Annotated in this window: 24 protein-coding genes; 8 read left to right on the forward strand and 16 right to left on the reverse strand. The window is 54.5% G+C overall.

The annotated features are described in order from the left end of the window. Nucleotides 1–517: 517 nt before the first annotated feature. The 5 genes from Q4501_RS18125 to dksA form a co-directional block, all read right to left on the reverse strand. On the reverse strand, nucleotides 518–1,915 hold the full coding sequence (locus Q4501_RS18125; RefSeq protein ID WP_303597671.1) for a sigma-54 dependent transcriptional regulator: 1,398 nt from the start codon (nucleotides 1,913–1,915) through the stop codon (nucleotides 518–520). Nucleotides 1,916–1,931: 16 nt separating this feature from the next. After that, complete coding sequence (locus tag Q4501_RS18130) at nucleotides 1,932–4,886, reverse strand: ATP-binding protein (protein ID WP_303597672.1); 2,955 nt, start codon at nucleotides 4,884–4,886, stop codon at nucleotides 1,932–1,934. Continuing rightward, nucleotides 4,876–5,052 (reverse strand): hypothetical protein, encoded by a 177-nt coding sequence (locus tag Q4501_RS18135; protein WP_291946205.1) that lies wholly within the window; start codon nucleotides 5,050–5,052, stop codon nucleotides 4,876–4,878. The genes Q4501_RS18130 and Q4501_RS18135 overlap by 11 nt, the downstream gene beginning before the upstream one ends. A 50-nt stretch (nucleotides 5,053–5,102) precedes the next feature. Then, nucleotides 5,103–5,978: a tRNA glutamyl-Q(34) synthetase GluQRS gene (gluQRS, locus tag Q4501_RS18140; RefSeq protein ID WP_303597673.1), complete on the reverse strand. Its 876-nt coding sequence runs from the start codon at nucleotides 5,976–5,978 to the stop codon at nucleotides 5,103–5,105. 63 nt (nucleotides 5,979–6,041) lie between these two features. Further along, entirely contained in the window at nucleotides 6,042–6,473 is a 432-nt protein-coding gene (gene dksA / locus Q4501_RS18145) for an RNA polymerase-binding protein DksA (protein ID WP_303597675.1), read from the reverse strand. Between the two features lie 181 nt (nucleotides 6,474–6,654). On the opposite strand from dksA, the gene sfsA reads away from it, so the two are divergent. Next, nucleotides 6,655–7,386, forward strand: a complete 732-nt coding sequence (gene sfsA / locus Q4501_RS18150) for a DNA/RNA nuclease SfsA (protein ID WP_303597676.1) — start codon at nucleotides 6,655–6,657, stop codon at nucleotides 7,384–7,386. On the opposite strand, the gene Q4501_RS18155 is transcribed toward sfsA, so the two are convergent. The 3 genes from Q4501_RS18155 to Q4501_RS18165 form a co-directional block, all read right to left on the reverse strand. Then, on the reverse strand, nucleotides 7,370–7,744 hold the full coding sequence (locus tag Q4501_RS18155) for a Rieske 2Fe-2S domain-containing protein (protein ID WP_303597677.1): 375 nt from the start codon (nucleotides 7,742–7,744) through the stop codon (nucleotides 7,370–7,372). The genes sfsA and Q4501_RS18155 overlap by 17 nt on opposite strands. Further along, nucleotides 7,744–8,097, reverse strand: coding sequence for a pentapeptide repeat-containing protein (locus Q4501_RS18160; RefSeq protein ID WP_303597678.1), 354 nt, complete (start codon nucleotides 8,095–8,097; stop codon nucleotides 7,744–7,746). The genes Q4501_RS18155 and Q4501_RS18160 overlap by 1 nt, the downstream gene beginning before the upstream one ends. Before the next feature lie 83 nt (nucleotides 8,098–8,180). Next, nucleotides 8,181–9,758, reverse strand: coding sequence for a bifunctional aminoglycoside phosphotransferase/ATP-binding protein (locus tag Q4501_RS18165; protein ID WP_303597679.1), 1,578 nt, complete (start codon nucleotides 9,756–9,758; stop codon nucleotides 8,181–8,183). A gap of 120 nt (nucleotides 9,759–9,878) precedes the next feature. Between Q4501_RS18165 and mrcB the strand changes: the two genes are divergently transcribed. Both mrcB and Q4501_RS18175 read left to right on the forward strand, forming a co-directional pair. Next, nucleotides 9,879–12,209, forward strand: coding sequence for a penicillin-binding protein 1B (mrcB, locus tag Q4501_RS18170; protein WP_368498036.1), 2,331 nt, complete (start codon nucleotides 9,879–9,881; stop codon nucleotides 12,207–12,209). After that, entirely contained in the window at nucleotides 12,206–12,775 is a 570-nt protein-coding gene (locus Q4501_RS18175; RefSeq protein WP_303597681.1) for a tetratricopeptide repeat protein, read from the forward strand. The genes mrcB and Q4501_RS18175 overlap by 4 nt, the downstream gene beginning before the upstream one ends. A 57-nt stretch (nucleotides 12,776–12,832) precedes the next feature. Here Q4501_RS18175 and Q4501_RS18180 read toward each other — a convergent pair whose 3' ends face one another. The 6 genes from Q4501_RS18180 to Q4501_RS18205 all read right to left on the reverse strand — a co-directional run bounded on the left by Q4501_RS18180 (nucleotide 12,833) and on the right by Q4501_RS18205 (nucleotide 19,053). Next, entirely contained in the window at nucleotides 12,833–13,753 is a 921-nt protein-coding gene (locus tag Q4501_RS18180) for a triacylglycerol lipase (RefSeq protein ID WP_303597682.1), read from the reverse strand. A gap of 331 nt (nucleotides 13,754–14,084) precedes the next feature. Continuing rightward, entirely contained in the window at nucleotides 14,085–15,365 is a 1,281-nt protein-coding gene (gene hemL / locus Q4501_RS18185; protein WP_303597683.1) for a glutamate-1-semialdehyde 2,1-aminomutase, read from the reverse strand. Then, on the reverse strand, nucleotides 15,362–16,048 hold the full coding sequence (thiE, locus tag Q4501_RS18190) for a thiamine phosphate synthase (protein ID WP_303597684.1): 687 nt from the start codon (nucleotides 16,046–16,048) through the stop codon (nucleotides 15,362–15,364). The genes hemL and thiE overlap by 4 nt, the downstream gene beginning before the upstream one ends. Then, a complete protein-coding gene (locus Q4501_RS18195) occupies nucleotides 16,036–16,824 on the reverse strand; it encodes a hydroxymethylpyrimidine/phosphomethylpyrimidine kinase (RefSeq protein WP_368498042.1) in 789 nt (262 codons plus the stop codon). The genes thiE and Q4501_RS18195 overlap by 13 nt, the downstream gene beginning before the upstream one ends. Before the next feature lie 12 nt (nucleotides 16,825–16,836). Next, nucleotides 16,837–17,259: a protoporphyrinogen oxidase HemJ gene (gene hemJ / locus Q4501_RS18200; protein ID WP_303597685.1), complete on the reverse strand. Its 423-nt coding sequence runs from the start codon at nucleotides 17,257–17,259 to the stop codon at nucleotides 16,837–16,839. A 3-nt stretch (nucleotides 17,260–17,262) separates the two neighbouring features. Further along, nucleotides 17,263–19,053 carry a chloride channel protein gene (locus tag Q4501_RS18205; RefSeq protein ID WP_303597686.1) on the reverse strand — a complete coding sequence of 597 codons (1,791 nt, stop codon included), beginning with the start codon at nucleotides 19,051–19,053 and terminating at the stop codon, nucleotides 17,263–17,265. A gap of 156 nt (nucleotides 19,054–19,209) precedes the next feature. On the opposite strand from Q4501_RS18205, the gene argC reads away from it, so the two are divergent. The 4 genes from argC (at nucleotide 19,210) to erpA (ending at nucleotide 21,895) form a co-directional block, all read left to right on the forward strand. Beyond that, nucleotides 19,210–20,247 carry an N-acetyl-gamma-glutamyl-phosphate reductase gene (gene argC / locus Q4501_RS18210; RefSeq protein ID WP_303597694.1) on the forward strand — a complete coding sequence of 346 codons (1,038 nt, stop codon included), beginning with the start codon at nucleotides 19,210–19,212 and terminating at the stop codon, nucleotides 20,245–20,247. Nucleotides 20,248–20,256: 9 nt separating this feature from the next. Next, entirely contained in the window at nucleotides 20,257–20,997 is a 741-nt protein-coding gene (locus Q4501_RS18215) for a DUF6776 family protein (RefSeq protein ID WP_303597687.1), read from the forward strand. Between the two features lies 1 nt (nucleotide 20,998). Next, nucleotides 20,999–21,478, forward strand: coding sequence for a polymer-forming cytoskeletal protein (locus Q4501_RS18220; RefSeq protein WP_303597688.1), 480 nt, complete (start codon nucleotides 20,999–21,001; stop codon nucleotides 21,476–21,478). 63 nt (nucleotides 21,479–21,541) lie between these two features. Beyond that, nucleotides 21,542–21,895, forward strand: a complete 354-nt coding sequence (gene erpA, locus Q4501_RS18225; RefSeq protein ID WP_303597689.1) for an iron-sulfur cluster insertion protein ErpA — start codon at nucleotides 21,542–21,544, stop codon at nucleotides 21,893–21,895. Between the two features lie 48 nt (nucleotides 21,896–21,943). Here the strand turns inward: erpA and Q4501_RS18230 are convergent, their stop codons facing one another. Further along, nucleotides 21,944–23,041, reverse strand: coding sequence for an anhydro-N-acetylmuramic acid kinase (locus tag Q4501_RS18230; RefSeq protein ID WP_303597690.1), 1,098 nt, complete (start codon nucleotides 23,039–23,041; stop codon nucleotides 21,944–21,946). A 6-nt stretch (nucleotides 23,042–23,047) separates the two neighbouring features. Then, nucleotides 23,048–24,433 (reverse strand): peptidoglycan DD-metalloendopeptidase family protein, encoded by a 1,386-nt coding sequence (locus tag Q4501_RS18235; RefSeq protein ID WP_303597691.1) that lies wholly within the window; start codon nucleotides 24,431–24,433, stop codon nucleotides 23,048–23,050. Nucleotides 24,434–24,736: 303 nt separating this feature from the next. On the opposite strand from Q4501_RS18235, the gene tyrS reads away from it, so the two are divergent. Continuing rightward, nucleotides 24,737–25,939, forward strand: coding sequence for a tyrosine--tRNA ligase (tyrS, locus tag Q4501_RS18240; RefSeq protein WP_303597692.1), 1,203 nt, complete (start codon nucleotides 24,737–24,739; stop codon nucleotides 25,937–25,939). Nucleotides 25,940–26,204: the final 265 nt, after the last annotated feature.

Genomic DNA, 26,204 nt, shown 5'->3' on the forward strand with positions numbered 1-26,204 from the left:
TTTTGTACCCCACTGTATATCCTCAAAATTGAGGCTTCTCAGCAGTGCAAACGGAAAGCTTTGAACACAATCAGTAATCAAAGACATCGAACAAGTTATTGGTAGGTGCTGCGTCACCTCAGGGGTGATTCTTCTTTGCATCTCTACAACTCGCACGTGCCAAGGGACTACCAAAAAAGCAAAGTACCCAAAACACTCAATTCGCTCACGTTCTATTTTTGTTTTTGTTGCTGAACGTATTCCCGCAGCTTTTTGTTTTTGTTGAAGCGCTGCTTTGTCACTATTGTTTTTGTTGTTGTGCGCTTAATAGATTGCAGTTGGTGTGCCAGGTTTTGAAAACTCTTTGTAAACAGATAGTTAGAATTTTTGGTCGCGTAAGTGTTACCCCGTACCTTGTATAAGTGTTACCCGTAATCAGTCTTTTTCTTTGGAGTGTTACCAAGGGGAACATGCGGTAACAACTGAGCATAGGTTCATACTTTTAGATGGAGAGTTGGACCGGCGTCGATACGAAATTTCAGTTTCCTGAAGTTTTCTTTCGGGGGATGCCGAGCCGCTGCCTGCGCTCCCAGAGTGATTTTCGGCTGATGCCCAGTTTTTGCGCCAGCTCGGTCTCACTCATACGGTCCTGATTTTCCAGCACAAAGTGCTGGAAGTAGTCTTCCAGAGAAAGGTCGCTGGCGTTGTCTACATCACGGGAGCGTAGTGGCTCATTGTTGCCTTCCACCAGCGTTTCAGGAATGTACTCGTCGCCACCCTCACCGTCGAGATCCAGCAGCGAGGGTGTGATGATGTCTCCGTCGCACAGGATGCTGGCCCGTTCGATGGCGTTTTCCAGCTCCCTCACGTTACCGGGCCACCGATGTCGTTCAAGCACCCGCATTGCTTCGGGGCTGAGGTTCAGGTTGGGTTTGCCCACTTTGTCGCCCTGGGCAGTAAGAAAGCGCCGTGCCAACCCGAGGATGTCACTTTGCCGGTCCCGCAGGGGGGGAATCCGTATCTGCATTACGTTCAGGCGGTAGTATAGATCTTCCCGGAACCCGCCGGTGCGGGTCATCGCTTTAAGGTTGCGGTGGGTCGCGGCGATCATTCGCACGTTGACCTTCCGGCTCTGTGTTGAGCCCACTTTGCGGATTTCACTTTCCTGGAGTACTCGCAGCAGACGCGCTTGAGCTTCGGCTGGCAGTTCGCCAATCTCGTCCAGAAACAGGCTGCCACCGTCCGCGGCTTCAATCAGGCCGGTTCTGGCAGATACAGCGCCGGTGAATGCGCCTTTCTCATGTCCGAACAGTTCGGATTCGATCAGGCTTTCCGGAATGGCTGCGCAGTTGACCGAGATCAGCGGCTTTGTGGCGCGCGGGCTTAAAAGGTGCAGCGCCCGTGCAATAAGCTCCTTACCTGTACCAGACTCCCCTTGAACCAGCACGGTTGTTTCCGTTGGTGCCACTTTTCGAATGAGCGTGAACACTCTCTGCATGGGCTCGCAATGGCCGTACATAATACTGGCCGGGTCGCCGCTTTCCGAAGTCGCCGGGGTGTCTCCCTGACGCTCCGGGGCTGATGACATTGTGCGGGCCAGGATACTCTCTACGGCCGCAAGCATTTCATCGTGATCAAACGGCTTGGCTATGTATTCCACGGCGCCCATCTTCATGGAGTCCACTGCGGAGCGCAGGCTGGCGTAACTGGTCATGATCAGCACCGGTGTATTCGGTGCGCGGCCGATCAGTTCCGTGCCGGCGGCACCAGGCAGGCGCAGATCAGAAATAATCAGGTCGAACTGGTCCGGATCGTGTTCCTGCTCTGCTTCTTCCACTGAGCCGACATCTTCGACCTCATAACCAGCGTGCAACAACAGTTTGCGAACAGCGGAGCGAATAATATCTTCATCTTCCACGATCAGAATTCGGGGCATGGCAGTTTCAGAACCTTTAATTCGGACGGATGGTGGAGTTGTCTGTCTCCGGCTCATAAGCTGGCAGTTTCAGTCTTACCCGTGTGCCAAGCCCGGTTGCCGGATCAGCAGGGCTTTCAACCTGAATGTTTCCGTAGTGTTCCTCGATAATGCTGTACACCAGCGATAAGCCCAGACCCGTTCCTTCATTGGTTGCTTTGGTGGTGTAGAAGGGCTCAAATACATGGTCAAGCTGGTCAACAGGTATTCCTGAGCCCTGATCAACGACTTCGATGATAGCCGAGTAGCCCTCATCCTTGCCAGTCACCCGGATTGATCCTCCCTCGGGCGACGCGTCCCTGGCGTTGGCCAAAAGATTGACAAAAACCTGCACAAGCCGTTGTTCATCGCCCAAGATCTGGAGTGTTTCCGGGCAATCGTTTATGTACCGGATTCCAAGCCCTTTGTCGCTCAGGGAGAGCAGGTTGATGGATTCGTCGACACAGCGACGGATGCATACGGGCTCATACCGGTTAGCCTGAGCATGGTTTCCCGTGCGGGAAAAATTCATTAAAGATTGCAGAATGGTGGATATGCGACGTGTCTGCTGTTGAATCTGGCCAGCTGTGTCGAGAATGTCGGGGTTATCGGTTTCCAGTTTAAGGTTCTGTGCCAACGACGATATGCCTGTCACCGGGTTTCCGATTTCGTGTGCTACGCCTGCTGCCAGGCGCCCAACCGATGCCAGACGTTCGCTGTGCATCAACTCATCTTCCAGCAAGCGGATTTCCGTCTGGTCTTCTACCAGAATGATGCTCCCGCCATCCGGGTGGTCCGGGCCACTGAGGGCAGCCTTGTGAAGGTTGAGCCAGTGGGGTCTCCCTTTGAGATCCAGCCGGTGCTTGTAACGATGCAGATCTTTGCCGCTGTTGAAGTCGTCCAGCAGGTGGTGCCAGTGATCTGGCAGAGCCATCAGGCGAGCGCCTACCACATCGTCTGCAGTGATGCCCGTGAGTGTCTCAATGGCGTGGTTCCACATGAGGATTTCACCGTCCTCGCCAACGGAGCAGGCGGGAATTGGCAGGTTTTGCAGGGTTTGACGGTAGTGTCTGCGAAGGTTGTCCAGCTCGCCTGCAAGGCCGGTCAGTCGGTTCTGGTAGTCTCCCAGGGTACGTTCTACATAGCGGATATCCTGAGCGGTACCGCCTCGGGTCATAGGTTTGAAACCCAGGTGGCGTTTAACCATATCCCGGGCCACTGATGGGCCCAGCAAGCCGGAGAGGTTGATTTCAACCTGATCGCGAAGCCGCCTTAGTTGATAGGGGCGGTACTCGACACTGGGGAGTTTCAGTTGCCCGAGGGCTCGCTCTACTTCCCGTTTTGCAACCCCCAAACCAAGAGGCTCGGCCATCTGGCGGACAAAGTCAGCGGAGGAGCTTGCAAGCAGCTCTCGGCGCTGGGGGCGTGAGAGTGCACCCAGAGAGCAAGCCTGAGCGGCGCTCGTTTCCTCATTGGTACTTGAGCTCAGTACCGAAATCAGTGCGAACACTGTTACGTTTGCGGTCAGGCTGACAAACGTAAATATGTGCCAGTTGCTGTAATCCGGAACCAGAGGAGCGCCTAGCCATTCAAGCAGGTTGGCTGTGTGGGAGAAGGGAAGTACCAGCGTTATTGCCCAAATCAGCAGACCGACAACAAGTCCCGAAATCAATCCGCGGCGGTTGCCTTCAGGCCAGTAAATGACACCCAGGGCGCCAGGTAGTAGTTGCAGGGTGCCGGAAAGCGAAATCGCCCCAAGAATGGATAAGTCCAGATTTTTGCCAACAGTCTCGTGGAATAGCAGCGCCAGCAGGATGATTGCGGCAATCAGCAGACGTTTGATCCATTGCAGCCAGCGATAAATATCTCCCTGATCCTTCGGGGTCTTCAGTGGCAAGACCACGTGGTTCAGCACCATTCCGGCGAGTGCCAGTGTGCTGACAATCATCAGGCCGCTGGCGGCCGAGAGCCCGGCAACGTACATGAGAAGAGTAAGGGCCGGACTTTCCAGTGCCTGGGCAACACCGAGAGAGTAAAAGCTTGGGCCAGTGGTCACCCCAAGTGCCTGCCCGCCCCACAGGATCAACGGCACGGGAATGCCCAGAAGCAGAAGGTAGAAGGGTAGTCCCCAGCTGGCCTTTGCCAGAGCTTTGGGTGAGGGATTTTCGCTGAACGTCATGTGGTACATATGCGGCAATACCAGTGCACCGGCAAACGACATCAGCATGAGTGCGCGCCAGCTACCGTCGTGAACGCTCAGGGACATGGTTGTGGCTGGGGCGGTATTGCCGGCCAACCAGGTCTCCAGGCCGCTCATGCCGTCAAATACACCGAAAAGAACAACGCCTCCAATGACCAGAAGGGCAATAAGTTTGACCAGTGAGTCGAAAGCGATGGCGAGCACCAGCCCTGGATGGTTTTCTGCACCTTGGTTGCGGCGGGCGCCAAACAGCATCGCAAACAACACCACGATAAGGCTGAACATAATGCTGATCAGACGTGGTGAGGTATCCGGAGCGAGGATGCTGGCGGATGTCGATACGGCCTTTATCTGCATACTCAGTAGAGAAAGAATGGCTACGCCAGAACACAGCGTCACCAGCGTCCCTGCCCACTGGCTGCGATACCGATAGGCAAAGAGGTCGGATAGTGAGGTCAGCTGATAGGCCCGGCCGATCCTCATGATGGGGTTGAGGAGCACGGGGGCCAGTAGGAAAGCTCCGCTGATACCGAGGTAATAGGCAAGAAAGCCGTAACCGGATTCAGCCGCCATGCCGACCGCAGCATAAACGGCCCAGATTCCGGCGTATACGCCCAGGCTCAGAGTGTAAACCAGCGGGTGGCGTACCCAGTGCCGGGGTACCATGCCACGCTCTGTCATCCAGGCAATACCGAACAGGATCACCAGGTACAGCAAGCTGGCAAGCAGAAGCCCTGAAGCACTAAAACTCATTGGGATCTCGCCGCCATTCAAGCCAGAAACCAATGGCTATAAGGCCTGCCCAGACTACGAAAGGGCTATACCAGGCGTTCCCGGGAGAGGTCCACCAATCAAGTATGTTGGGTGAAAAGATATAAATGGCCAGAACCAGCAGAAAAACCAGACGGTAGATATACATCAGGCATGCGATCCGCGCTGAAGTTTGTGAAAGGCTTTATACCATGACAGTCACCGGGATGTCAGGTGAACGGCTCCGCGATTCCAATGGGTGCAGGCCCATTTCAGAAGGTCGGCCGCTGAGCCGGTCAGCAATGGCTGCGGTGGTTGCTGGTTCAGGGCGGTTAATGCAGCGAAAAGATTTTCTACAGGAGCCTGGTTATCCAGCGCCGGGGCGCGGTTCTGTTTGGATAGTTTTTGTCCCTGATCGTTAACAATTACCGGAATATGAAGCCAATTTGGTGGCGTTGCCCCCAAGGCACGATAAATCTGCAATTGTTGAGCAGTCATGTCCAGTAGATCTGAGCCGCGAACCACATCGGTAATACCTTGTTCGATATCGTCAACCACTACGGCAAGCTGATAGGCAAAAAAGCCTTCTTTTCGCAAAATAACCGGGTCATGAATTTCTGCGCGAACAGTTTGATGCTGCGGCCCCAGTAGTTGATCTTGCCAGTGACATTCTTCATCAGTGAGTGCAAAGCGCATGGCATAGGGCTGGGTGGATGTGGTGCTGCTGACATCCCTGCAACGCAAGGGGTGTCGGCCGTGATTGGCCTGGAGCTGTTTGCGTGAGCAGCTGCAGCGGTAGGCCCGGCCTATCCCTGACAGGTAATCAATGACTGAGTGATAGGCTTCGTGACGTCGGGACTGAAACAGTACCGGTGCGTCAGGAAACAAGTGGTGGGTTTCAAGGCTGTGAAGAATTTCGCCGGTTGCTTCCGGTGGTTCCCGCAGTGGATCCAGATCTTCAATCCGGATGAACCACAGCCCTTGACGGGATTTCGCTTCCAGGTAGCTCGCCAGAGCGGTAACCAGAGAGCCAAAGTGAAGTGGCCCAGTGGGTGAGGGGGCAAAGCGGCCCCGGTAAGTGCGAAGACTGGTCATGGATAAGGCTGATTGGCCGGCATCGCCTTAAAAGGCTGCGCCGGCCTGGTCGGGCCTGTTATCTCAGATGCCAGTTTGGCGTTCGCGGATTTCGGCCAGTGTTTTACAATCAATGCACAGCGTCGCTGTCGGGCGTGCTTCCAGGCGACGGGTACCGATTTCTACCCCGCACTGGTCGCAAAAGCCGTAATCGTCTTTGTCGATACGCTCTATAGTCTGATCGATTTTCTTGATCAGTTTACGTTCGCGGTCGCGGGTGCGAAGTTCCAGGCTGAATTCTTCTTCCTGAGTTGCGCGGTCACTGGGATCCGCGTAGTTTGCAGCATCTTCCTGCATGTGATGCATAGTGCGGTCTACTTCTTCCATGAGCTCCTGCTTCCACTGACGCAGTAGTTCCTTGAAGTGCTCCCGCATATCAGCACTCATGTACTCTTCACCCTTCTTCATTTCATAAGGGGTGAAGTTGGTGAAACGTTCGTTTGATGTATTTGCCATTTAACCCGGCCTCTTATTAATACTTCACAAGGACGCTTTGCTTCCCTGCGCGCCAGCCCCCGCTGCGGCGCGGCTATAACCTGGATGAAGCAGTCGTCCTGAAACGGGATTTGGCGGAAAATAGCAGATTAGTCACGGAGGTGCCAGCCTTGTGATGACCACTTCGCAGTTTGGAGAGCCCATGAAGTTTCCTGAACCCCTGATTGAGGGGCGTCTGATTCGACGTTATAAACGCTTTCTGGCAGATGTACGATTGCCGGATGGTACTGAGATAACCGCCCATTGTCCGAACACCGGCTCCATGCTGGGGTGCCAGCCGACCGATGGAAAAGTGTGGCTCAGCCGCAGTGACAACCCTGCGCGCAAGTTGCCGTATACCTGGGAACTTGTTGAAACCGAGCCCGGCACGCTGGCTTGTGTCAACACGGCAAGACCCAACGCGCAGGCGCGTGAGGCGATCGAGGCCGGCCGCATCAGCGAACTGGCCGGGTACAGTGATTGCCGGTCAGAGGTAAAGTATGGCGAAGAAAAAAGCCGGATTGATCTGCTACTCTCCGGCCATGAAACGGAGCCGGATGCCTGGGTTGAGGTAAAGAACGTCACCCTTATGCAAAATGGTCAGGGCTTCTTCCCGGATGCAGTAACAACCCGCGGGCAAAAACATCTGCGTGAGCTCATGGCTCAGGTGGTACTTGGCGACCGTGCAGTGCTGCTTTTCGTGGTGAATCATACGGGTATTGAAACTGTGCGGCCTGCCGATCATATCGACTCGCATTACGGTAAGTTGTTGCGTCAGGCGTGTGATGCGGGGGTTGAGGTTATGGCCTACAGGGCAAGGTTGGCACAGGATGATGGCAGACCATCCGGCGAAATGGCTCTGACAGAAGCTGTGCCGGTTATTCTGGAAGTCTGACTTCAAGGAACTCTTCGGTTTCCCGTATATCCAGAGCGGTAAGTGTATCACCCTGGCAAGGCCCGGCAATGCACTCACCGTCTCCCGGTTTGAACAGGGCACCGTGAGTGGAGCATTGGAGGAACAAGTTGTCGGTATCCATAAACCGACCCGGCATCCAGTTAAGCTCGACACCCCTGTGGGGGCACCTGTTCAGGTAGGCTCTGGGAGTAGAGCCGTCCAGAAAGATGAACCCCGTCTGGGGCAGGGTGTCCTCGCCCTGCGCTACAGTGGCCAGTGAAAACTCAACAAACTGGCTCGCCTGCAGGGTTTGTCTGGAGCACACGGGTTGCCACAGGATTGCTTGGATATCTGTCATTACTCAGAGCTGTACCGCATCCGCGTGCCGTGGTTCAGAGACATTAGGATTTCTTCGGCTCTCAGCCTTTGAGGAAAGAAACATCCGGAAATTTTTGCGCCGGCAAGGCTGGCCCCCTCCATATTTGCCTGGCTGAAATCAATGCCTCTGAGGTCAGCACCGCGAAAATAGGCGTGGCGCAGATCAAGCCCACCAGCATCCAGTCCGCGTAATTCCAAGCCCCGAAAATCGCCATGGGCAAAGCTGGGAAGCTCGCCTCGTGCCGATTTTTCGGCATTGAAGGCGGTAACATCCTCTTTGCGAAGAAGGTCGTAGAGCGGATCATTGATATGGCGCAGGGTGCCGGTTTCCATGATAAGTCCTTAAAGGCGTTCTGTTCAGGTTCTTCAGCAAGTGTAGTTTGCCGGGCTGTTTTGCGGCCTTGGGCGCAAGATGCTTACCTCGGAGGTAGGCCAAAATGCTGCCTTATTCTATCGGCAACTGCTTCCGCCACATGTTCCTGTTCGGTGTGCAAGTGAGCGGTATAGGTGTTTTCTTCGTCCGTCAGGGGTTCGAACCAGTCTTTCTGGGCATCCAAAAGTTCCTCTGTTGCTTCTGAGGCGTCACCCTTGCGCTTACGTACCCATTCCTTGCGTAATTCCTCCGGGGCCTCGCAATGAATCAGCGCAAAGGGCACCCCCTGGCTTTCGGCAACGGCGGCAAACAGCGCGCGCTCTCGTTCTTTCAGGCAGGCGGCGTCAACAATAACCGGCAACCCCGCAGCGAGTATATCGCTGGCCAGCCCTGCCAGGCGTTCATAGGTTTTTTCATTGGCTTCGGAGGTGTACAGATTTCCTCCGGTGGGTGATTTGCTGTCTTCCAGCGGTGCGAGTCCATGCAGGCGTTTGCGTTCGACATCGGAGCGCAGGCGTATCAGGTCAAGCTCATGTGCTAAAGCGGCACTCACACAGGTTTTACCGCTGGCAGACAGGCCCACTGTGGCGAGCAGATAATGGTTCGGAATGCTGCTGTAATCTTCTGCCAGTTGGGCGTAATCGCGATAGCGCTGCATCAGGGACGCTTTTTCCTCTGCACTCAGGGCCGGGTTGGCCAGAGTGAAAAGTGCAATTTTGGCGCGCACCAGTGCCCGATAAGCCTTGTAGAGGGGCAACAGAGGCAAAGCCTCGAAGTCATCACGATACTCCAGGTAGGTATTGAGAACGAGGTTTGCAAGAGCAGGCTCGCGCCGCGATTCAAGATCCATCAACAAAAATGCGAGGTCGTTGATCACATCAATCCAGCGGAACGGCTCGTTGAATTCGATACAGTCGAAAACCGTTACCTTGCCGTCATATACAGTGATGTTCGCCAGGTGCAGATCGCCATGGCACTCCCGTACCAGGCCATCAGCTCGCCGCTTGGCAATCAGGTCGCGCTGGCGCTCGAAGGTGGTTTTTGTCCAGGCTTCGAGATTATCGAGTTGGCTCAGCAGGGCGCCGTCGTCAATCATCGGCCGGATCTGGTCAAAGTTTTCCTGCATGGCCTCGTAAACGGCTTCAGGCGTGCCCAAAGGTTTTTCGTCTGCTATCGGTTCCAGGCTGTCGTGGAAGGCGGCCACCTGTTGTGCGAGGCTGGACAGCAGCTCGGGTTTCAGAACCCCGGTCTCCTGCATGTGATCAAAAAGCTGATTCTGACGGAATTGACGCATTTTCAGCATGTATTCAAATGGCTCGCCCTCGCCCCCAATAACGGGCTGTTCCGGGCTTCCGGTAACAGGGATAACGTCCAAATAAAGTGGCTCCGCCAGGCGCCGGTTCAAACGCAGCTCTTCCTCACAAAAGTGCTTTCGACGATCCAATGTGGAGAAATCAAGAAACCCGAAATCCATGGGTTTTTTGATCTTATAGGCGTACTGGCCGGTCAGGATTACCTGAGAAATATGAGTTTCGATTATCTGGAATCCGTCAACCGGGTGGTCGTACAGCTCGGGGTTCTGCAGTGCCAGTAACAGATTGCCTGGGGATGTTTCACTCACGGTGTGCTCCTCGCTTCCCTGAACTCATTGATTTCTATTGTTCCATCATAACGGGCAGGTTACAGAAATAACACATAGTTGGCCTGCCTTATGTCCTGCAGCCTTCGTTATAATCTACTCATGAAAAAAAGCAGATCATCTTCGAAGCCAAATAGAAAATCTCCAAACAAAAACAGCCGGAAGGGGCAAGGGTCCTGGTTCTGGAAAATGTTTATCCGCGTGTCCGCCATAGGCCTTGTGTTGCTGGCGGGTTGGATGGTCTATCTCGATGCGGTGGTAACCGACCGGTTCGAGGGGCGGCGGTTTGAAGTGCCCTCGCGGGTTTATGCTCGCCCTCTGGAACTTTACAACGGCGCCGGCGTGAGTTTCGGAGCACTTGAGCGAGAGCTGGCGTTGGCTGGCTACAGAAAAGGTGATGGCGCAAAACCTGGAAGCTATCGTCGCAACGGCGGGCATTTTACGATCAGTACCCGGGGCTTCCGTTTTCCTGATGGTGATGAGCCGCGGCGCAAGCTTTCGTTGAATATCTATGGCGACCGGGTTCAGGACTTTTCCGTTTCAGCTGGTGATAGTGCGGCGATTGTAAGGCTGGAACCCGCGCGTATCGGCGGAATTTATCCTGCTCACAAAGAAGACCGGATTCTTGTGCGCCTGGATGAGGTTCCGGCTCTGCTGCCTGTTGCGCTGATGGTGGTTGAAGACAGGAAGTTCTACGACCACTTCGGAATTGCTCCGGTTTCTATCGCTCGCGCCATGCTGGCGAATATGCGCGCCGGGAAAATCGTACAGGGCGGCAGTACTCTTACCCAGCAACTGGTAAAAAACTTCTTTCTTACTCGGGATCAGACCCTGCTGCGCAAAGGCAATGAAGCCTTGATGTCGATTCTGCTCGAACTGCATTACGAGAAAGACGACATACTGGAGACCTATCTGAACGAAGTGTACCTGGGACAAGCCGGCACCCGGAGTATTAATGGATTCGGGCTTGCCAGTCAGTTCTATTTTGGTGAATCACTGAAAGATCTGGATGTACATCAGGTCGCCTTGCTTGTGGGTATGGTCAAAGGGCCGAGCTACTACAATCCTCGCCGCCATCCGGAGCGCGCCACACAGCGCCGGAATCTGGTTATCAGTGAGATGGAAGATGCAGGCCTTGTTGATGGGCCGAAAGCGGCCCGCGCCCGGGGCTTGCCATTAGGTGTCAGTGCTAAGCCCTCTTACTCGGAGAATCGTTATCCTGCCTATATCGATCTTGTTCGAAGGCACCTGGCGCGGGACTACAAAGAAGAGGACTTGCGCAGCGAAGGGCTACGAATATTCACTACACTTAACCCGGCCATTCAATACGCCGCTGAGTACGCAGTTACGGACACCTTGCCAAGACTGGCCAGCGGCGACACAGCTAAGGCCCTGGAAGCAACACTTGTGGTGACCGCCAAGGATACGGGGGAAGTGTTGGCTCTCGTTGGCGGAAAAGACCCGCAGTTCGCCGGCTTTAATCGGGCGCTGGACGCCAATCGCCCGATTGGTTCCCTGATCAAACCTTTTACCTACCTGACAGCGCTGGAGCAACCGGAGCGCTATACGCTGATGACGCCAGTACTGGACAAGTCTTTCACGCTGGAGTTCGACGACGGAAAGCGCTGGACACCTAAAAACTACGATGGTGAAGAGCGTGGGGAAGTCCCCCTGCATCGAGCCCTTTCAAAATCATACAATCTTCCGGCGGTCAGGGTTGGTCTGGATGTTGGTGTCCCGGCTGTTCGCAAGACCCTGCAAGACTTTGGTGTGGTTTCGCCTATTTCTGAATACCCTTCCATGCTACTTGGATCTGTTGCTATGAGCCCGGTGACCGTCGCTCAGATCTATCAGGGGTTGGCAACATCAGGGTTCAACACGCCGCTGCGTACAATCCGAGAAGTAACAGATGCCGGAGGGCAGGCACTTTCCCGCTACAGCCTCGAAGTGGATCAGGTTTCAGACCCGGCAGCTGTGCATCTGTTGCAGTATGCAATGCAGGAAACCATGCAGGAAGGTACTGGTCGCTCGGCTTATTATTCGGTCCCCAAGGAGCTGACCCTCGCCGGCAAAACCGGCACAACGGATGACGGTCGCGATTCATGGTTTGCCGGGTTCAGCGGTGATTTGCTGGCAGTTGCCTGGGTAGGGCGCGACGATAATGGTCCGACAGTTCTGACAGGCGCCACCGGGGCTTTGCCCGTATGGTCGCGCTTTATGGCACAGGTGCCACAACACGGGTTTTCCCCAGTGGTGCCCGATGGTGTGAGTTATCATTGGGTCAACCCTGAAAAGCAGGCATTAACCGACGAGTATTGCGATAATGCGCGCCTTCTGCCGTTTATATCGGGTAGCGAGCCGACACAGAAAGTGTCCTGTTCTGGTACCCTTGAACGGAAAATTCGAGGCTGGTTTGAAGGATTGTTCCAATGAGTAGGCAAGGTGTTTTTCACGCAGGTATGTTGGCCGCGCTTTTAAGCCTGGCGGGGTGCGCTACCGGCCCGGGAGAGAGTATTTATGTGCCCGCAGGAGGCCCTGAATCTGCGCCGGAACCACCACGCACCACGGAAAGTAAAGATGAACCGCAAGTCTGGCGCAAAAGCGAACAGCCTGATACCAGTGAGCCGGAGCAGGTGCAGCGCAGTAACAAACCGAGTTACCGCGACGCCGGGGACGAACTGTCTCCTGCCGCCCTGAGCCTGGTGCGCGATGCAGACAACCTTTTGCAAAGTGGTGATGCCCAGGCAGCCATTGTTCGCTTGGAGCGAGCGCAGCGTATCGCGCCCAGGTCTGCAGAGGTCTATTTCAAACTTTCTGAAGCTTATGTGGCTGATAATAAGCTGGGGCCGGCTGAGCAGTTTACCCTGAAGGGTTTATCTTTGGCGGGTAACGATACTCGGCTGCAACGAGCAGGTTGGTTGCTGCTGGCGGATATTCGCCGGGCGCGGGGCAATGTGGCTGGGGCCAGCCAGGCAGAAGAGCGGGCCTCTGCCCTGTAACGCCTTTATATTTGAATGCTCCTGCCCGGAAACTCCCCGGGCAGGAGGCGGTTGTGCTTACAATCCAGCGTTTTTCAGCCGGTTGGCGTGTTGTTTGTAAACGGCTTTAGGGTCGGTTTCGAACAAGCTGTGCAGGCCCAGTGCCTGGTTTACTTCATCAAGATGGTTCATGAAGTAATTGTCCCGGATAATCTTGCCGAAGTGGCTGCTGCAACGCCCTACCAGGCCATCATTCTTGCTGGATCCAAATGCCAGGCTGGTGGTGCCTAGCAGGGCATCAGACGGATCCAGAACGTTGGTGATCACACCTGTTCCGCCCCATGAGTAAAACCTTACTCCGTTTGCCGAGCTGGCTCCTTCTCCACAGGCGCTGGTAGGGATTCCGGCGGGTGCAAAACTATTGAACTCCGCACTGCCCTGAGCCGAGAGTGATTGCAGGCTGGCCTGGGCGTTCTGGTCATACCCCCCGCCCGAGAGCAGATCGATAAGGCCACCAAGGGCATTGGCCAGACTGTCTGCGAGCCCGCTTGCGGGAGACTCCACAATCAGGTCGGCGACGGCAGAGCCTTTGTGGGGTGAGCCGACGGAAGTGACAGAGGCCACCAGGTCTGGCCGAACCCGGGCAACATAACGGGCGGTTGGCCCCCCATGGCTATGGCCGATAAGGTTCACCTTGCCATGAACGGCCGCAATGGCTTCGACCTGTGGCAACAAGGCTTCGCCTCTGGCAATGGTGCTGTCCAGCGCGGGAACCTGCGTGGTATAGATGTCGGCACCATTTTTTCGGAGATCCTCTGCGATGCCATACCAGTAGTCAACGCCGATCAGAGCGTCAAAGCCAAACATGCCGTGAACCAGAACTACCGGATAGCGGGTGTCGGCATAGGTTGACGGATTCGGATTCCACCACCATGCGGCAGAGGGAGCTGACCAGGCAATAGTTACGACCAGTGCTAATGTTTTGATCCAGAGTTTCATTATCTTTTCCTACAGTTTGATGTTGTGTTTGTTATTCAAACTGCGGCTCAACCTAACGGGTTGCTCCAGATACTGCATACCTTTGCCGAACGTGCCAAAGTTGCGGGGTGAGGCCTCTGTTTGCTGACTTCCGTATTGTTCTTGTTAAGTTTGTGCCGTCAGAGCATCTCTAATGAGATGTGGCCATAATTTGATCAGCAGGGGAGTCAAGTCAACGGCGGGAGGGGCAAATCTGATGTGTTAGCGCTAAAGTGTGACGATGTTCGCGAAGCTGGCCCGACGGGACATGTTTCTGTCGTGGGCCAGCCCGAAAAATTACGTGCCTGGTGTTTTAAAGCGTCGCCATAACTTTTTTCGCGGCTTTGATGGTATCCGCAATATCCTCATCGGTCAGTGCGGCGCTGGTGAAGCCAGCTTCAAAGGCTGATGGAGCAAGATAGATTCCCTCTTTCAGCATACCCTGGAAGAACTTCTTGAAGCGTTCCACGTCGCAGGCCATGACCTGCTCAAAGCGCGTAATGCTTGGTTCTTCTGTGAAGAAAAAGCCAAACATGGCGCCCGCGCCCTGAACCGCCAGCGGAATCCCGGTAGCGTCCGCAGCAGCCTTCAACCCGTCCCGTAGGGCGAGGGTTTTTTCAGTCAGGCGATCGTGAAAGCCCGGCTCTGAAATAGCATTCAGGGTCGCAAGGCCAGCGCTCATGGCCAGAGGGTTCCCGCTCAGCGTGCCAGCTTGGTAAACAGGTCCGAGTGGGGAAATGTATTCCATTATCTCGCGCTTGCCGCCAAACGCGCCAACGGGCAGTCCACCGCCGATGACCTTGCCAAGCGCTGTCAGGTCCGGGGTTACGCCGTAGAGACCTTGAGCGCCGCCCAGAGATACCCGGAAACCACTCATTACTTCATCAAAAATCAGCACGGATCCGTGCTCGTCACAGACTTCCCGAAGGCCTTCCAGGAACCCCGGGACCGGGGGGATACAGTTCATGTTGCCAGCGACGGGCTCTACGATAATGGCGGCAATCCGGTCGCCCATTTCTGCAAAGGTTTTACGCACCCCATCGATATCATTGAAATCGAGAGTCAGCGTGAGTTCTGCCAGACAGGATGGAATGCCGGGAGAGTTAGGCACACCCAGAGTTAGCGCGCCAGAGCCAGCTTTTACAAGCAGCGAATCCACATGCCCGTGATAGCAACCTTCAAATTTCACGATGATGTCGCGGCCGGTATAGCCCCGGGCCAGGCGAATGGCGCTCATGGTGGCTTCTGTTCCGGAGTTCACCATGCGCACAAGATCAATGGAGGGCACCAACTCGCACACTTTACGGGCCATATCGGTTTCAATTGCCGTCGGCGCGCCATAGCCCACACCAAGATCTACCTGTGCATGCAAAGCATCTTTGATGCGCTGATCTGAATGGCCAATAATCATCGGGCCCCAGGAGCCTATATAATCGATGTACCTCTGACCATCCTCGTCGTAAAGGTACGCGCCCTGGGCATGATTAAAAAAGATCGGGGTGCCGCCCACACCGCGAAACGCGCGGACCGGTGAGTTAACGCCACCGGGAATGTATTTCTGAGCCTGTTCGAACAGGGTTTCGGAGTGCGTCATTTGAGAGTGCTCCTGTTATCGGGGTATTGAAAGAGTGGGTGGTGGCTGGAAAACAGCCTCTGAAACATTTTTGCTTTCTGTTCGATGTTTTCGGGGCTGCCCCCGAAGAGCCCGCCAACGACCGCCAACAGGTCGGCGCCTGCCCGAATAAGCCGCTCACCATTTTCTGTAGTGATGCCGCCGATCGCGGTGACTGGCAGATTGAAGCGTTTTGCTTTGGCCAGTGTGTCGGTTGCGGCTGCCGGAGCATCCGGTTTGGTTGTTGAGGTAAAGAAGCGACCAAAAGCCAGATAGTCCGCGCCAGCCTCCACGGCCTTTTTGGCCAGCGTGAGGTCGGCATGGCAAGTGATGCCGATAATCGCGTTATCTCCAAGCAGACGGCGTGCCTCGATGGCAGACCCATCTGACTGGCCAAGATGCACGCCGGCAGCGCCCACGCGTTTAGCAAGCTCGGCATCATCGTTTATAAGCAGTGGAACATCGGCTGCAGAACATACTGACTGCAGGTTTCTGGCTTGTGCAAGGCGTTCGGCCATCGGAGCGGACTTTTCGCGGTATTGAACCATTACGGCTCCGCCGCGAATTGCCGCTTCCACCGAGGCAATCAACGTTTCCGGCGAGGTCAGCTGTCTGTCGGTAATCGCGTAAAGGCCGATTGGTACGGGTGTATTCATCGTTCCCACAGAATGCCCCGGTCGGGAACCGGCTGGCCTTTGCCCACCTCAAGTGCGTGCAAAATAGTACGGTGCACATAGTTCTGGGCTTGAGAGATGGCTGCACGGGGTGAGAGCCCCTGAGCTCGCCCGGCTGCAATGGCGGCTGCAAGCGTGCAGCCGGTACCGTGGTATTCGCCGCCAATGCGCTCGATATGCCACGTCATGGGCGTCGGTGAATGGTTGTAAAGGGTATTTGTAATGCGAATGCCGGTGCCGTGGCCGCCCGTCGCAAGTACTGACACGCAGCCTTTATCGAGCAATTTGCGTGCAGCCTCGTCCGGATTGGCGCTTTCGCCCAGCAGAGCAAGTTCTTCACCGTTCGGGGTGATCATCTCGGCCAATGGGAAAAGCCGCCCTTTCATGCGGGCAAGAATATCTTCATCCGCAAGATCACCTCCCCCAGCTGCCTTGACTACCGGGTCGGTAATAACCGGAATTTCCGGGTGTTTTTCAAGGAACTCTACGAGTACATCAACAACCGCAGCGTTTCCCAGGGCGCCGGTTTTGATGGCGTGTATGGGGGCGTCGTTGGAAATGCATTGGAGTTGCTGGCGAATCAGCTCGGGGTCCACAGCTTCGGCACCGTACACGTTTCTGGTGTCCTGGACAGTCAGGCAGCTGAGCACCGGTAGCGGGTGGCACCCCAGTGAAGTAATGGCCTGAATGTCCGCCTGGATGCCGGCGCCGCCGGAAGGGTCCAGGCCCGAAAGAACAAGTACCTGAGGGCGGGTGTAGTATCTGATGGCTAAAACTCCCTAGAAAGGTCTGACGACGGCGAGAATAACAACTGCCAGCAAGACGAATACCGGCAACTCATTGAACCAGCGGTAGAATACATGGCCGCGTGTGTTGAGATCATCACGAAACACTTTTACCAGGTGTCCGCAATAAAAGTGATAAACGATCAGTAAGGCCACAAGCACCAGTTTCGCGTGTAGCCAGCCCTGGCTGAAGTAGCCGGTTACATTATAACTAAGTAGCCACAGGCCAAAGATCACAGTGGCAATCATCGAAGGTGTCGCAATGCCCCGATAGAGTTTCCGTTCCATGACTTTGAAACGTTCACGCCCCGGCTCATCCTCGCAGGCGGCATGATATACAAACAGTCTTGGTAGATAAAAGATGCCGGCGAACCAGCACACCATGGAAATAATGTGGAAGGCTTTAACCCACAGCATTGATCAGCTCCGTCGATATTGATAATAGCTTTCGATGTCAGATTTAAGCACTACGCCATAAATCCGTTGAATCATTGGCGCCACGTGGCGTTGTACGTAAAGAGCTTCGGCGCTGGTTGTTTCAAACTCATTCAGTGCTTCTTCGAGTGTGGCCTGATACTGCACCGGCGCAATGTCACGCCGGTTGGCAGGGATATCCATCAGATCAATGGATTTCGGTGCCTCAGTCTCCTCATCGCTCGGAATTTTCTCGGAGTCTTCCAGATATCGCGCGAGGTCGACAGCCGGCAGCAGAGAAGTTGGTCCGTTACTGCCTTCAACCACCAGCCATTTCGGTTCTGCAGTAAGCGCTTTTCGTGCTTCTTCGGCTGTCAGGTGTCTCTCGATACGCAGAATACTCTTGTCCATGATCGCGGCCACAGAGACCCTGCGCAAGGCCTGAATAACCGGTGAACTCTGATAACTCAGCCCCTGGCTTTTCAACACGGTCAGGAACAGGGATTTTTTTCCGAAAGCCTCGCTGGTGATGAGGGTCGAGATGGTGATGATAAGCATGCCCGGGAGAATGATGTGAGGGTTCCGGGTCAGTTCCATGAGTGCCATGAGCGCAGCCAGCGGTGCTTGCAATACTGCGCCCATCATGGCACCCATGCCGAGCATCGCATAAAAACCAACGGATGATGCATGGTTCGGTATGATCTCGGCACCGATCAGCCCCATGGCTCCGCCAAGCGTTGCGCCCATGAACAGCGTTGGGCCGATAATGCTACTGGGCATCCCCAGTCCAACGGTCAGGGCGGTAATTACAAGTTTAGCCACCCCAACACTGAGCAGCAGCCAGAAGCCCAGTTCTCCATTAATGGTTTCGTTAACAGTGTCGTAGCCGATTCCCATGGTCTGAGGTACCAATATGGCAACAGGCACCATCAATGCCCCGGCTGTGATCACCCGAAGTAGAATCGGCCGGTGATTGAATCGGCCCATGGAGTCGACCAGGTGGATAAACAGTGCTGCCGAGATGCCGATAATAACGGCAATAACCAGAATCCAGGGTATCTCTAGCAATGAGTTCATGGTCAATGCCGGCACACTGAAAGCAGGCTCCGGACCGTACACAAACTGCGTTACGAAAGCGGCGCTGACCGAGGCAAGAATGATTGGGGTAAAGCCCGCTATGGTGTATTCCATCATCACCACTTCCATAGCGAAAATGACCCCGGATATAGGGGTGTTGAATGAAGCCGATATCGCAGCGGCGCAGCCGCAGGCGACGAGAGTACGGATACTGTTATTCGGCAGCCTCATCCATTGTCCCATCAGGCTGGAGAATGCTGCACCCAGATGCACTGCCGGGCCTTCTCGGCCAGCGGACTGCCCCGTAACGACTGTTGTGACGCCAACAATGAACTGAATAAAAGCACTTTTGGCGGTAATGTAACCCTGGTGGTAGTTAAGGCGTTCCATGACATGGGCCACACCGACTTTGCGGTCATGAGTGGCCAGTTGGTGTAAAAAGAACCCCAGGCCAAGCGCGCCGGCAAAAGGAAGGATTCCTCTTGTAAGTATATCCAGGTTCTCGAAGGCTTCAGATGGAAACGCCTCAGAGCCGTCGCCGGGCAGGAAATACCCCAGGGGCCATTCAATAGCCAGGCGGAAAACCAGAATCACTCCCCCGGTCACCAATCCTGATAGCAGGCCGAGAATCGCCAGCTGGGGCAGCGAATCAACGCCGGACATCCTGCGCGGAAACGCGCTGGCCAGTTTTTCGCCAAGCTGATGCCAGAGTTTTTTCATGGATGCCGGTGTTCCGGAACAAGTGGGGTGGCCCGCCAAAGGGATTCTGACAACATTGTAACTGTCGCCCCGTAAGCTGCAATAAGTCCTTGGTTTATCATGGTAGACTTCGACATTAAACTTTTAAATCCTGATACGACGTCGCTGGAGAGAATGGTGATTAAAGTAGGTATCGTTGGCGGCACCGGGTACACCGGCGTCGAGCTGCTTAGAATTCTCGCAGTTCACCCGGAGGTTACGGTGAACTGCATTACTTCCAGGTCGGAGGCGGGCATGCCTGTGGCCGATATGTATCCGAACCTTCGCGGACACTTTGATCTCGTGTTCTCCGAGCCGGATCCCGGTGTGCTGGCGGAGTGTGATCTGGTCTTTTTTGCGACACCACACGGCGTCGCAATGCGGATGATTCCGGAGTTGATGGCCTCTGGTGTGCGAGTTGTTGATCTATCGGCGGACTTCCGTCTCAAGGATCTGAAGGTCTGGTCTGAGTGGTATGGTATGCCTCACGAAGCGCCGGAGTGGGCCGAGAAGGCAGTTTACGGACTGCCCGAACTGATGCGCAGCGAAATCTCCAAAGCGCAGCTGGTAGCGAACCCGGGGTGCTATCCTACGGCGGTTCAGCTCGGCTTCCTGCCGCTGTTGGAACACGGGCTGGTAGATTCCTCCCGGTTGATTGCAGACGCAAAATCCGGTGCGAGTGGCGGTGGTCGGCAGGCGAAAATTGGTATGCTGCACGGCGAAGTAAGTGAAAGTTTCAAAGCCTACGGCGCTTCGGGACATCGGCATTTACCCGAAATTCGTCAGGGTTTGTCGGCAGCGGCAGGCGTCGGCACTGGTGTGACATTTGTCCCCCATCTTGTTCCGATGATCCGGGGTATTGAGGCGACGCTTTATGCGGAACTGAAGGATCCGGCTGACTTCGAACGTCTGCAGGGGTTGTTTGAGGCGCGCTATCGTGATGAGCCATTCGTAGATGTGATGCCTTTTGGCAGCCACCCGGAAACCCGCAGTGTGCGGGGGGCGAACGTATGCCGCATGGCGCTGCACCGGCAGGAGCAGAGCAATATCGTTATTGTCTCTTCTGTTATTGATAACCTTGTTAAAGGTGCGGCTGGCCAGGCCGTTCAGAATATGAACATTATGTTCGGCCTTAAAGAAACACTGGGTCTTGAAGCACCAGCATTACTGCCCTGAGGAACCTGAGTGAGCGAACAACGCAAACCGGCCGAAGAATATGTGGTTATCCGCCACCGGCCGGGATATCGGGTCAAACGGGCGGTAATTCTGGCTGTGTTTACGCTCGCGGCAGCGGCCGCCGGCTATGCAGCCGGGCTGGCGCAGGGAGGTTTTCGTTTCACCAGTGCAGAGGCCTCCAATGAGCAGCTAGAGGTGAAGGTTGCAGCGCTCGAGTCGAACTATCGTGAAGCTCGTCAGCAGTTGGTCAACCTTGAACGCGGTAAGTTGATTGACGAGCAGGCGCTGAATCAGGCTCGTAAAATCATCGTTGACCTGGAGACCCGGGTCGGTGATCTGAAGTCTGACCTGACCTTTTACAAGAACATCATGGCGCCCTCGGAGACCAGCAAGGGCTTGCAGGTCGATCGCTTTACCCTAGCCAGCGACCGCCAGGCCGGCGCTTATAACTTCAAGCTGGTACTGACTCAGGTTGGCAACAACAAGAGTTATATTTCGGGTCTCGTGGCCGTTAACATTATTGGTATGCGGGATGACGAAAAAGAAGTCATCGCATTGCGCGATCTTTCTCAGGAGATTGAAGATCTTGGCGTGAAATTCCGCTTTCGGTATTTCCAGGACGTGGAGGGTAAGCTGGCCCTGCCTGATGATTTCGAACCACTTGAAGTGCAGGTGGTTGCTCAGGCTGAAGGACGCAAATCCTCACAGGCTGAACGCACATTCGACTGGGATGATTTAACGGAGAATTAGAATGCTTGGCAAAAAGAAACAGAAACCCCGCCGGCCTGCTGGCAACTTTGACACACTGATCTCATCGCGCACGACGATCGAGGGCGATGTGCACTTTTCCGGTGGTTTGCACGTCGACGGCCATATTCGCGGCAAAGTGCTGGCCGAGGAGGGCAGTGATGCCGTTTTACGAGTATCGGAGGTGGGCGAGATTACTGGTGATATTGCGGCACCCCACGTTATTGTTAACGGGACAGTTCATGGTGACGTCTACGCGTTTGCTCATCTGGAGCTGGCAGAGAAGGCCGCTATTAATGGCAGTGTTTACTATAACCTGATCCAGATGGCCATGGGGTCGTCCGTAAATGGCAACCTTGTTCACCAGCGAGAGCCCTCCGGGTTACTAACGCAGGACAAGGCGCCCGCTTCTGCGACTGCTGACACTTTGGTTAGCGCTGAGGTTGACGAGCTGCCAGAAGGCGATGGTGGAAAATCCGAATAGTTGATTGTTTTACTCAGGAATACCATAATCACTCCAGTTGTATCAGGTAATCCGGAGGCGAACTTGAGTGTAGTTCAGCAACAAGTGGCAGCGCCGCTGTTTTTCAGCGATAGCGCAGTCAAAAAAGTACGTGAGCTGATTGAGGAAGAGGGAAACTCCGACCTCAGGCTGCGCGTGTTCGTAACGGGCGGTGGCTGTTCCGGGTTTCAGTACGGGTTCTCATTTGACGAAAGTCAGGATGAAGATGACACGGCTGTGGAGCGGGACGGTGCAGTTCTTCTAGTCGACCCTATGAGCTATCAGTATCTTGTGGGGGCCACTATTGACTACCAGGAAGGTCTCCAGGGATCCCAGTTTGTAGTGCAGAACCCGAATGCAAGTTCCACCTGCGGCTGCGGCAGTTCGTTCACGATCTAAAAATACTCGAAGAATTATGGCCAGCTGTTCGTGAAAAGAACTGTTGGCTCAGGCGGGATAGATAGCGCCCAGTATTCTGGGGCCTTTTGCTCCTGTCACTTCCGCGAGATTTCCGGGCTTTCGCTTCATCGTTTGGCGAGCCAGCCACGCAAACGCAGTTGGCTCTACCCACTGGGGGTCGAGGCCCAGCTCCGCAGTATCGAGTATGCGGATCGGGCTGAGGGCCTGAGAAAGCTCCCGCATCAGCAATCTATTACGCGTCCCCCCTCCGCAAGCGTATACCGTCATGGCGGGCGATTGAGGCATCTGCCGGATCGCCGTTATCACTGTCAGCTGCAGCAGTGTGCGCTGAACGTCTTCAGGCCGGGTTTCTTCGTGCCGCTTCACCTGGGTTTTAACCCATTCGATATTGAACTTCTCTTTCCCGGTGCTTTTCGGAGCGGGGCGGTCGAAGTAAGCGTCGGAGAGCATGTCGGTTAGCAGAGCCTGATCAACGATCCCTTCCTGTGCCCAATGCCCGTCTGCATCAAAGGGTCGCCCGGTTTGATCTTGGCACCAGGCATCCATCAAGGCGTTGGCGGGCCCGGTGTCAAATCCGGTTACTGGAGTGCCGGGGGTGGAAGGAATCCAGGTTATATTCGCGATGCCACCAAGGTTCAGAATGCACCTGTCCTCGGTTTCAGAGCCAAAGAAATGTTGATGAAATGCGGGAACCAGCGGGGCTCCCTGTCCTCCCGCTGCCATATCCCGACTCCGGAAGTCTCCTACCGTTGTAATCCCGGTCCTTTCTGCAATGATGGCAGCGTTCCCGATCTGCAGGGAAAACCGGCCCGGGCCTGAAGGTTGGTGACGCAGAGTCTGGCCATGGCTACCGATCGCTCGAATTGATGACTTATCCAGGTTGGACTTGTGTATCAGGTGTTCTGCGGTCTCAGCGAATAGCACGCCTGTCAGCGTATCAAGTTCGCCCACTTCATCGGGTGTCGCATGATTCTGGCTCGCGAGAACCAGGCGTTGACGGAGCTCTTCCGGATAGGGGGTGGAATGCGTTTCGTGGATGTGGACAGTTTCACCCTGGAAGGACACCAGCACGGCATCTATGCCATCCATGCTGGTGCCGGACATCAGCCCTATCCAGGTATCCATTGCTGTTTAGTCGTCCGACGCGAGAGCAAGTTGCTGATAGTTGGTTCTGAAAGTTTCAAACTGTGCAACCTGCCTATCGGTAGCCATTTTGAACCGCGCCATTTCAGAGGCTGGAATGGGCTGAGCGTCCGGGAGTTTTACGGTTCTGGAATTCCGCGGTGACCCGTTAAGTCGGAATTCATAATGCAGGTGGGGGCCGGTTACCATGCCAGAGGATCCGACATAACCGATCGTTTCGCCCTGCTTTACCCGCGCTCCATTTTTCATTCCTTTGCCAATTCTGCTCATATGGGCGTATAGGGTGGTGATGTTATCGCCGTGTTTCAGGACGACTGTGCGGCCATAACCACCCTTCCAGCCCGAAAACTGAACTCTGCCATTGCCCGCGGCTTTGATCGGCGTACCCGGGGGCGCAGCGTAATCTGTGCCTTCGTGCGGGCGAACAACGTCGAGAACAGGGTGGCGGCGCTGAAGGTTAAATGGGGAAGAAACCCTCGCGCTTATCGGTGTGCGCAAAAAAGCCTTGCGCATACTTTTTCCATCTGGCGTGTAGTAATCGCTGTCGCCGTTGCTATCTGTATAAAGCAGAGCAATATTTTCTTCGCCCCGGTTTATGAAGCGGGCAGACAGGATACGGCCGGTGTTGAACTTTTCTCCGTCAAGATACAGTTCCTCATAGACCACCTCGAACTGATCGCCCTTGCGAACATCGTATACAAAATCGATGTCCCAACCGAAAATTCCGGCGAGTTCCATCGTCAGCCGGTCGTTAAGGCCTGCATCACGAGCGGCAAGGTAAAGAGAGCCATCAATTGTGCCGGAAGCAAATGCAGGCTTGGATTCGGGCTCTCGTATTTCTGTCAGGCCTTCGTAAGAATTTTCCTGTCTTTCGATCTTTAATGATTCCAGCAAGCTGCGCTGAAGCTCTATTGCAGCAAGCTCACCTTCGCTATCGGTTGCGAAGCGAATGGTCTCGCCGGCGTAGAGGCGCTGTAATTTATCGGCTTCACCTTCTCCGTGGATAACAGAAAGCATGATGCCGTCGTTGAATCCCGCCATCTTGAAGAGGGAGGACAAGGTGTCGCCAGACTTGATGTCAAATGTTTGCCAGTTCAGGTGTGGCTTCGAATCAGGCGCTACAAGTTTCTCGGCTTGAGGGGTGGCATCCAGCTGGTCGGCGACAACGACAACACTCTTATTTGGAGATGCTTCGGGCTCTTGCTGCTGTTTTTGGGAGATAATTTCTGATGCGCTGCCCTGTTCCAGATCAAGGGCATAAGACATTCGTTTTGCCTCAACATCTGCGCTGGGGCTCATCAGAATAGCAGCAGTAACCACCACGGTTGCAGTGGCAGCAATGGTAATGTGGGTCTTTGGGAATGTTTTCAGCACGTGTTGCATCCGTTTTTAATCGGTATTCCGGTAGCTTGAGCTATCTAATTAAAGCTGTTGTTCAGGTATAAACCAACAGATTACCGTATAAAAAGCATGTGGAACAGCGCATAACATTACGGTTGTTGCGCTGTCCGCCGGATTTCTTGTGGCGTCATTGTTATAATGCGCCGGCCCTAATGGTCAGGTTTTGTTTAAAAACTGAACACTTACACTCTAGCAGGGCGCCGGGTAACTCACAGATTTCTTTTGTTGAAGTCTGTAACAGATAATTTCGTGAAACTGATTGGGGACAAGTAATTCATGGCACCTATTGATGAAGCGCTGGCGGTAATAAAGCGAGGCGTAGACGAGCTGATTCCGGAAGATGACCTGATTGCAAAGCTAAAGGAAGGTCGTCCCCTGCGCATCAAGGCAGGTTTTGATCCGACTGCTCCCGACCTCCACCTTGGGCATACTGTTCTCATAAACAAGCTGCGCCAGTTTCAGGATCTGGGTCATGAGGTGATTTTTCTGATTGGTGATTTTACCGGGAAAATCGGCGATCCTACGGGCAAAAGCGCTACCCGGCCACCCCTGACGGATGAGCAGGTTGCGCAGAACGCGATTACCTATAAAGAGCAGGTGTTCAAGATCCTGGACCCTGCGAAAACCAGGGTTGCATTCAACTCCGAGTGGATGAGCAAAATGGCCGCGTCCGACATGGTTCGTTTGGCGGGTCAGTATACGGTTGCGCGAATGCTGGAGCGGGACGACTTCACCAAGCGTTACCGGGCAGAGCAGCCGATAGCCATTCACGAGTTTCTCTACCCATTGATACAAGGTTACGACTCGGTTGCCTTGGAGGCCGACGTTGAATGTGGCGGTACCGATCAGAAGTTCAATCTCCTTATGGGACGTATTCTGCAGAGGCAATATGGGCAGTCGCCCCAGGTGGTGCTCACCATGCCAATCCTGGAGGGGTTGGATGGCGTGCAGAAAATGTCCAAGTCTTTGGGTAACTATATAGGTGTTAACGATTCGCCCGGCGAAATGTACACCAAGCTTCTGTCGGTGCCGGATGAATTGCTGTGGCGCTACTTTGAGCTTTTGAGCTTCCGCCCCCTTGCGGAGGTAAGTGAATTTCGGGCAGCGGTAGGCGAAGGAGCCAATCCCCAAGACTACAAAAAGCTGCTGGCAGAAGAGATTATCACGCGCTTCCATAGTGAAGAGGATGCCAAGACGGCACATAAGTCAGCAGGTAACAGAGTTGCACTTGGTGCAATTCCAGAGAATGTGCCTGTTGTCGAAGTTTCACTGGAGGGTCAGCCGGAGATTTTGATGGCATCAGTGTTGCGCCTGGCTGGTCTCGTAAAGAATGGCGCGGCAGCGCGGGACGTTCTTGGTCGTGGAGCCGTTTTTGTAGATGGCGAGAAGTTTGAGGGCGATCGGGCGTTTGTAGAGGGAGACAATTGCGTGATTCAGGCTGGAAAGAAGAAAATAGCCCGGGTTTTGATCACTGCTTGATCGATTTCAGGGCATTTTGAATTTATTTCAAAATGCCCGTTGACAGATCTGCGTGTGTCTGTAGAATGCGCATCTCCTTCGAGGGACACACCGCTGAGGCGGGTTGGAACGAGAAGGGCAACTGTTTGAAAGTATTGAAGAAAACGAGTTTCAAGTTTCTTTAATTAAACGGTTGACAAGGTGGCGAGACGATGTAGAATACGCCTCCTGATTGAGCAACGGCTCAAACGCTCTTTAACAAATTGACCAAGTAATTCGTGTGGGC

The sequence above is a fragment of the Marinobacter sp. 2_MG-2023 genome, assembly GCF_030546935.1.
Lineage (GTDB): Bacteria > Pseudomonadota > Gammaproteobacteria > Pseudomonadales > Oleiphilaceae > Marinobacter.

Bases quoted from the DNA above. Each gene is read 5' to 3' on its own strand.
- Q4501_RS18230 (WP_303597690.1), bottom strand. From the start codon at position 23,041: ATGGATACCTGGATAGGGCTGATGTCCGGCACCAGCATGGATGGCATA.
- sfsA (WP_303597676.1), top strand. From the start codon at position 6,655: ATGAAGTTTCCTGAACCCCTGATTGAGGGGCGTCTGATTCGACGTTAT.
- hemL (WP_303597683.1), bottom strand. From the start codon at position 15,365: ATGACGCACTCCGAAACCCTGTTCGAACAGGCTCAGAAATACATTCCC.
- Q4501_RS18180 (WP_303597682.1), bottom strand. From the start codon at position 13,753: ATGAAACTCTGGATCAAAACATTAGCACTGGTCGTAACTATTGCCTGG.
- mrcB (WP_368498036.1), top strand. From the start codon at position 9,879: ATGAAAAAAAGCAGATCATCTTCGAAGCCAAATAGAAAATCTCCAAAC.
- hemJ (WP_303597685.1), bottom strand. From the start codon at position 17,259: ATGCTGTGGGTTAAAGCCTTCCACATTATTTCCATGGTGTGCTGGTTC.
- Q4501_RS18175 (WP_303597681.1), top strand. From the start codon at position 12,206: ATGAGTAGGCAAGGTGTTTTTCACGCAGGTATGTTGGCCGCGCTTTTA.
- Q4501_RS18160 (WP_303597678.1), bottom strand. From the start codon at position 8,097: ATGGAAACCGGCACCCTGCGCCATATCAATGATCCGCTCTACGACCTT.
- Q4501_RS18155 (WP_303597677.1), bottom strand. From the start codon at position 7,744: ATGACAGATATCCAAGCAATCCTGTGGCAACCCGTGTGCTCCAGACAA.
- dksA (WP_303597675.1), bottom strand. From the start codon at position 6,473: ATGGCAAATACATCAAACGAACGTTTCACCAACTTCACCCCTTATGAA.
- gluQRS (WP_303597673.1), bottom strand. From the start codon at position 5,978: ATGACCAGTCTTCGCACTTACCGGGGCCGCTTTGCCCCCTCACCCACT.
- Q4501_RS18220 (WP_303597688.1), top strand. From the start codon at position 20,999: ATGCTTGGCAAAAAGAAACAGAAACCCCGCCGGCCTGCTGGCAACTTT.
- Q4501_RS18130 (WP_303597672.1), bottom strand. From the start codon at position 4,886: ATGAGTTTTAGTGCTTCAGGGCTTCTGCTTGCCAGCTTGCTGTACCTG.
- Q4501_RS18135 (WP_291946205.1), bottom strand. From the start codon at position 5,052: ATGTATATCTACCGTCTGGTTTTTCTGCTGGTTCTGGCCATTTATATC.
- Q4501_RS18125 (WP_303597671.1), bottom strand. From the start codon at position 1,915: ATGCCCCGAATTCTGATCGTGGAAGATGAAGATATTATTCGCTCCGCT.
- tyrS (WP_303597692.1), top strand. From the start codon at position 24,737: ATGGCACCTATTGATGAAGCGCTGGCGGTAATAAAGCGAGGCGTAGAC.
- Q4501_RS18205 (WP_303597686.1), bottom strand. From the start codon at position 19,053: ATGAAAAAACTCTGGCATCAGCTTGGCGAAAAACTGGCCAGCGCGTTT.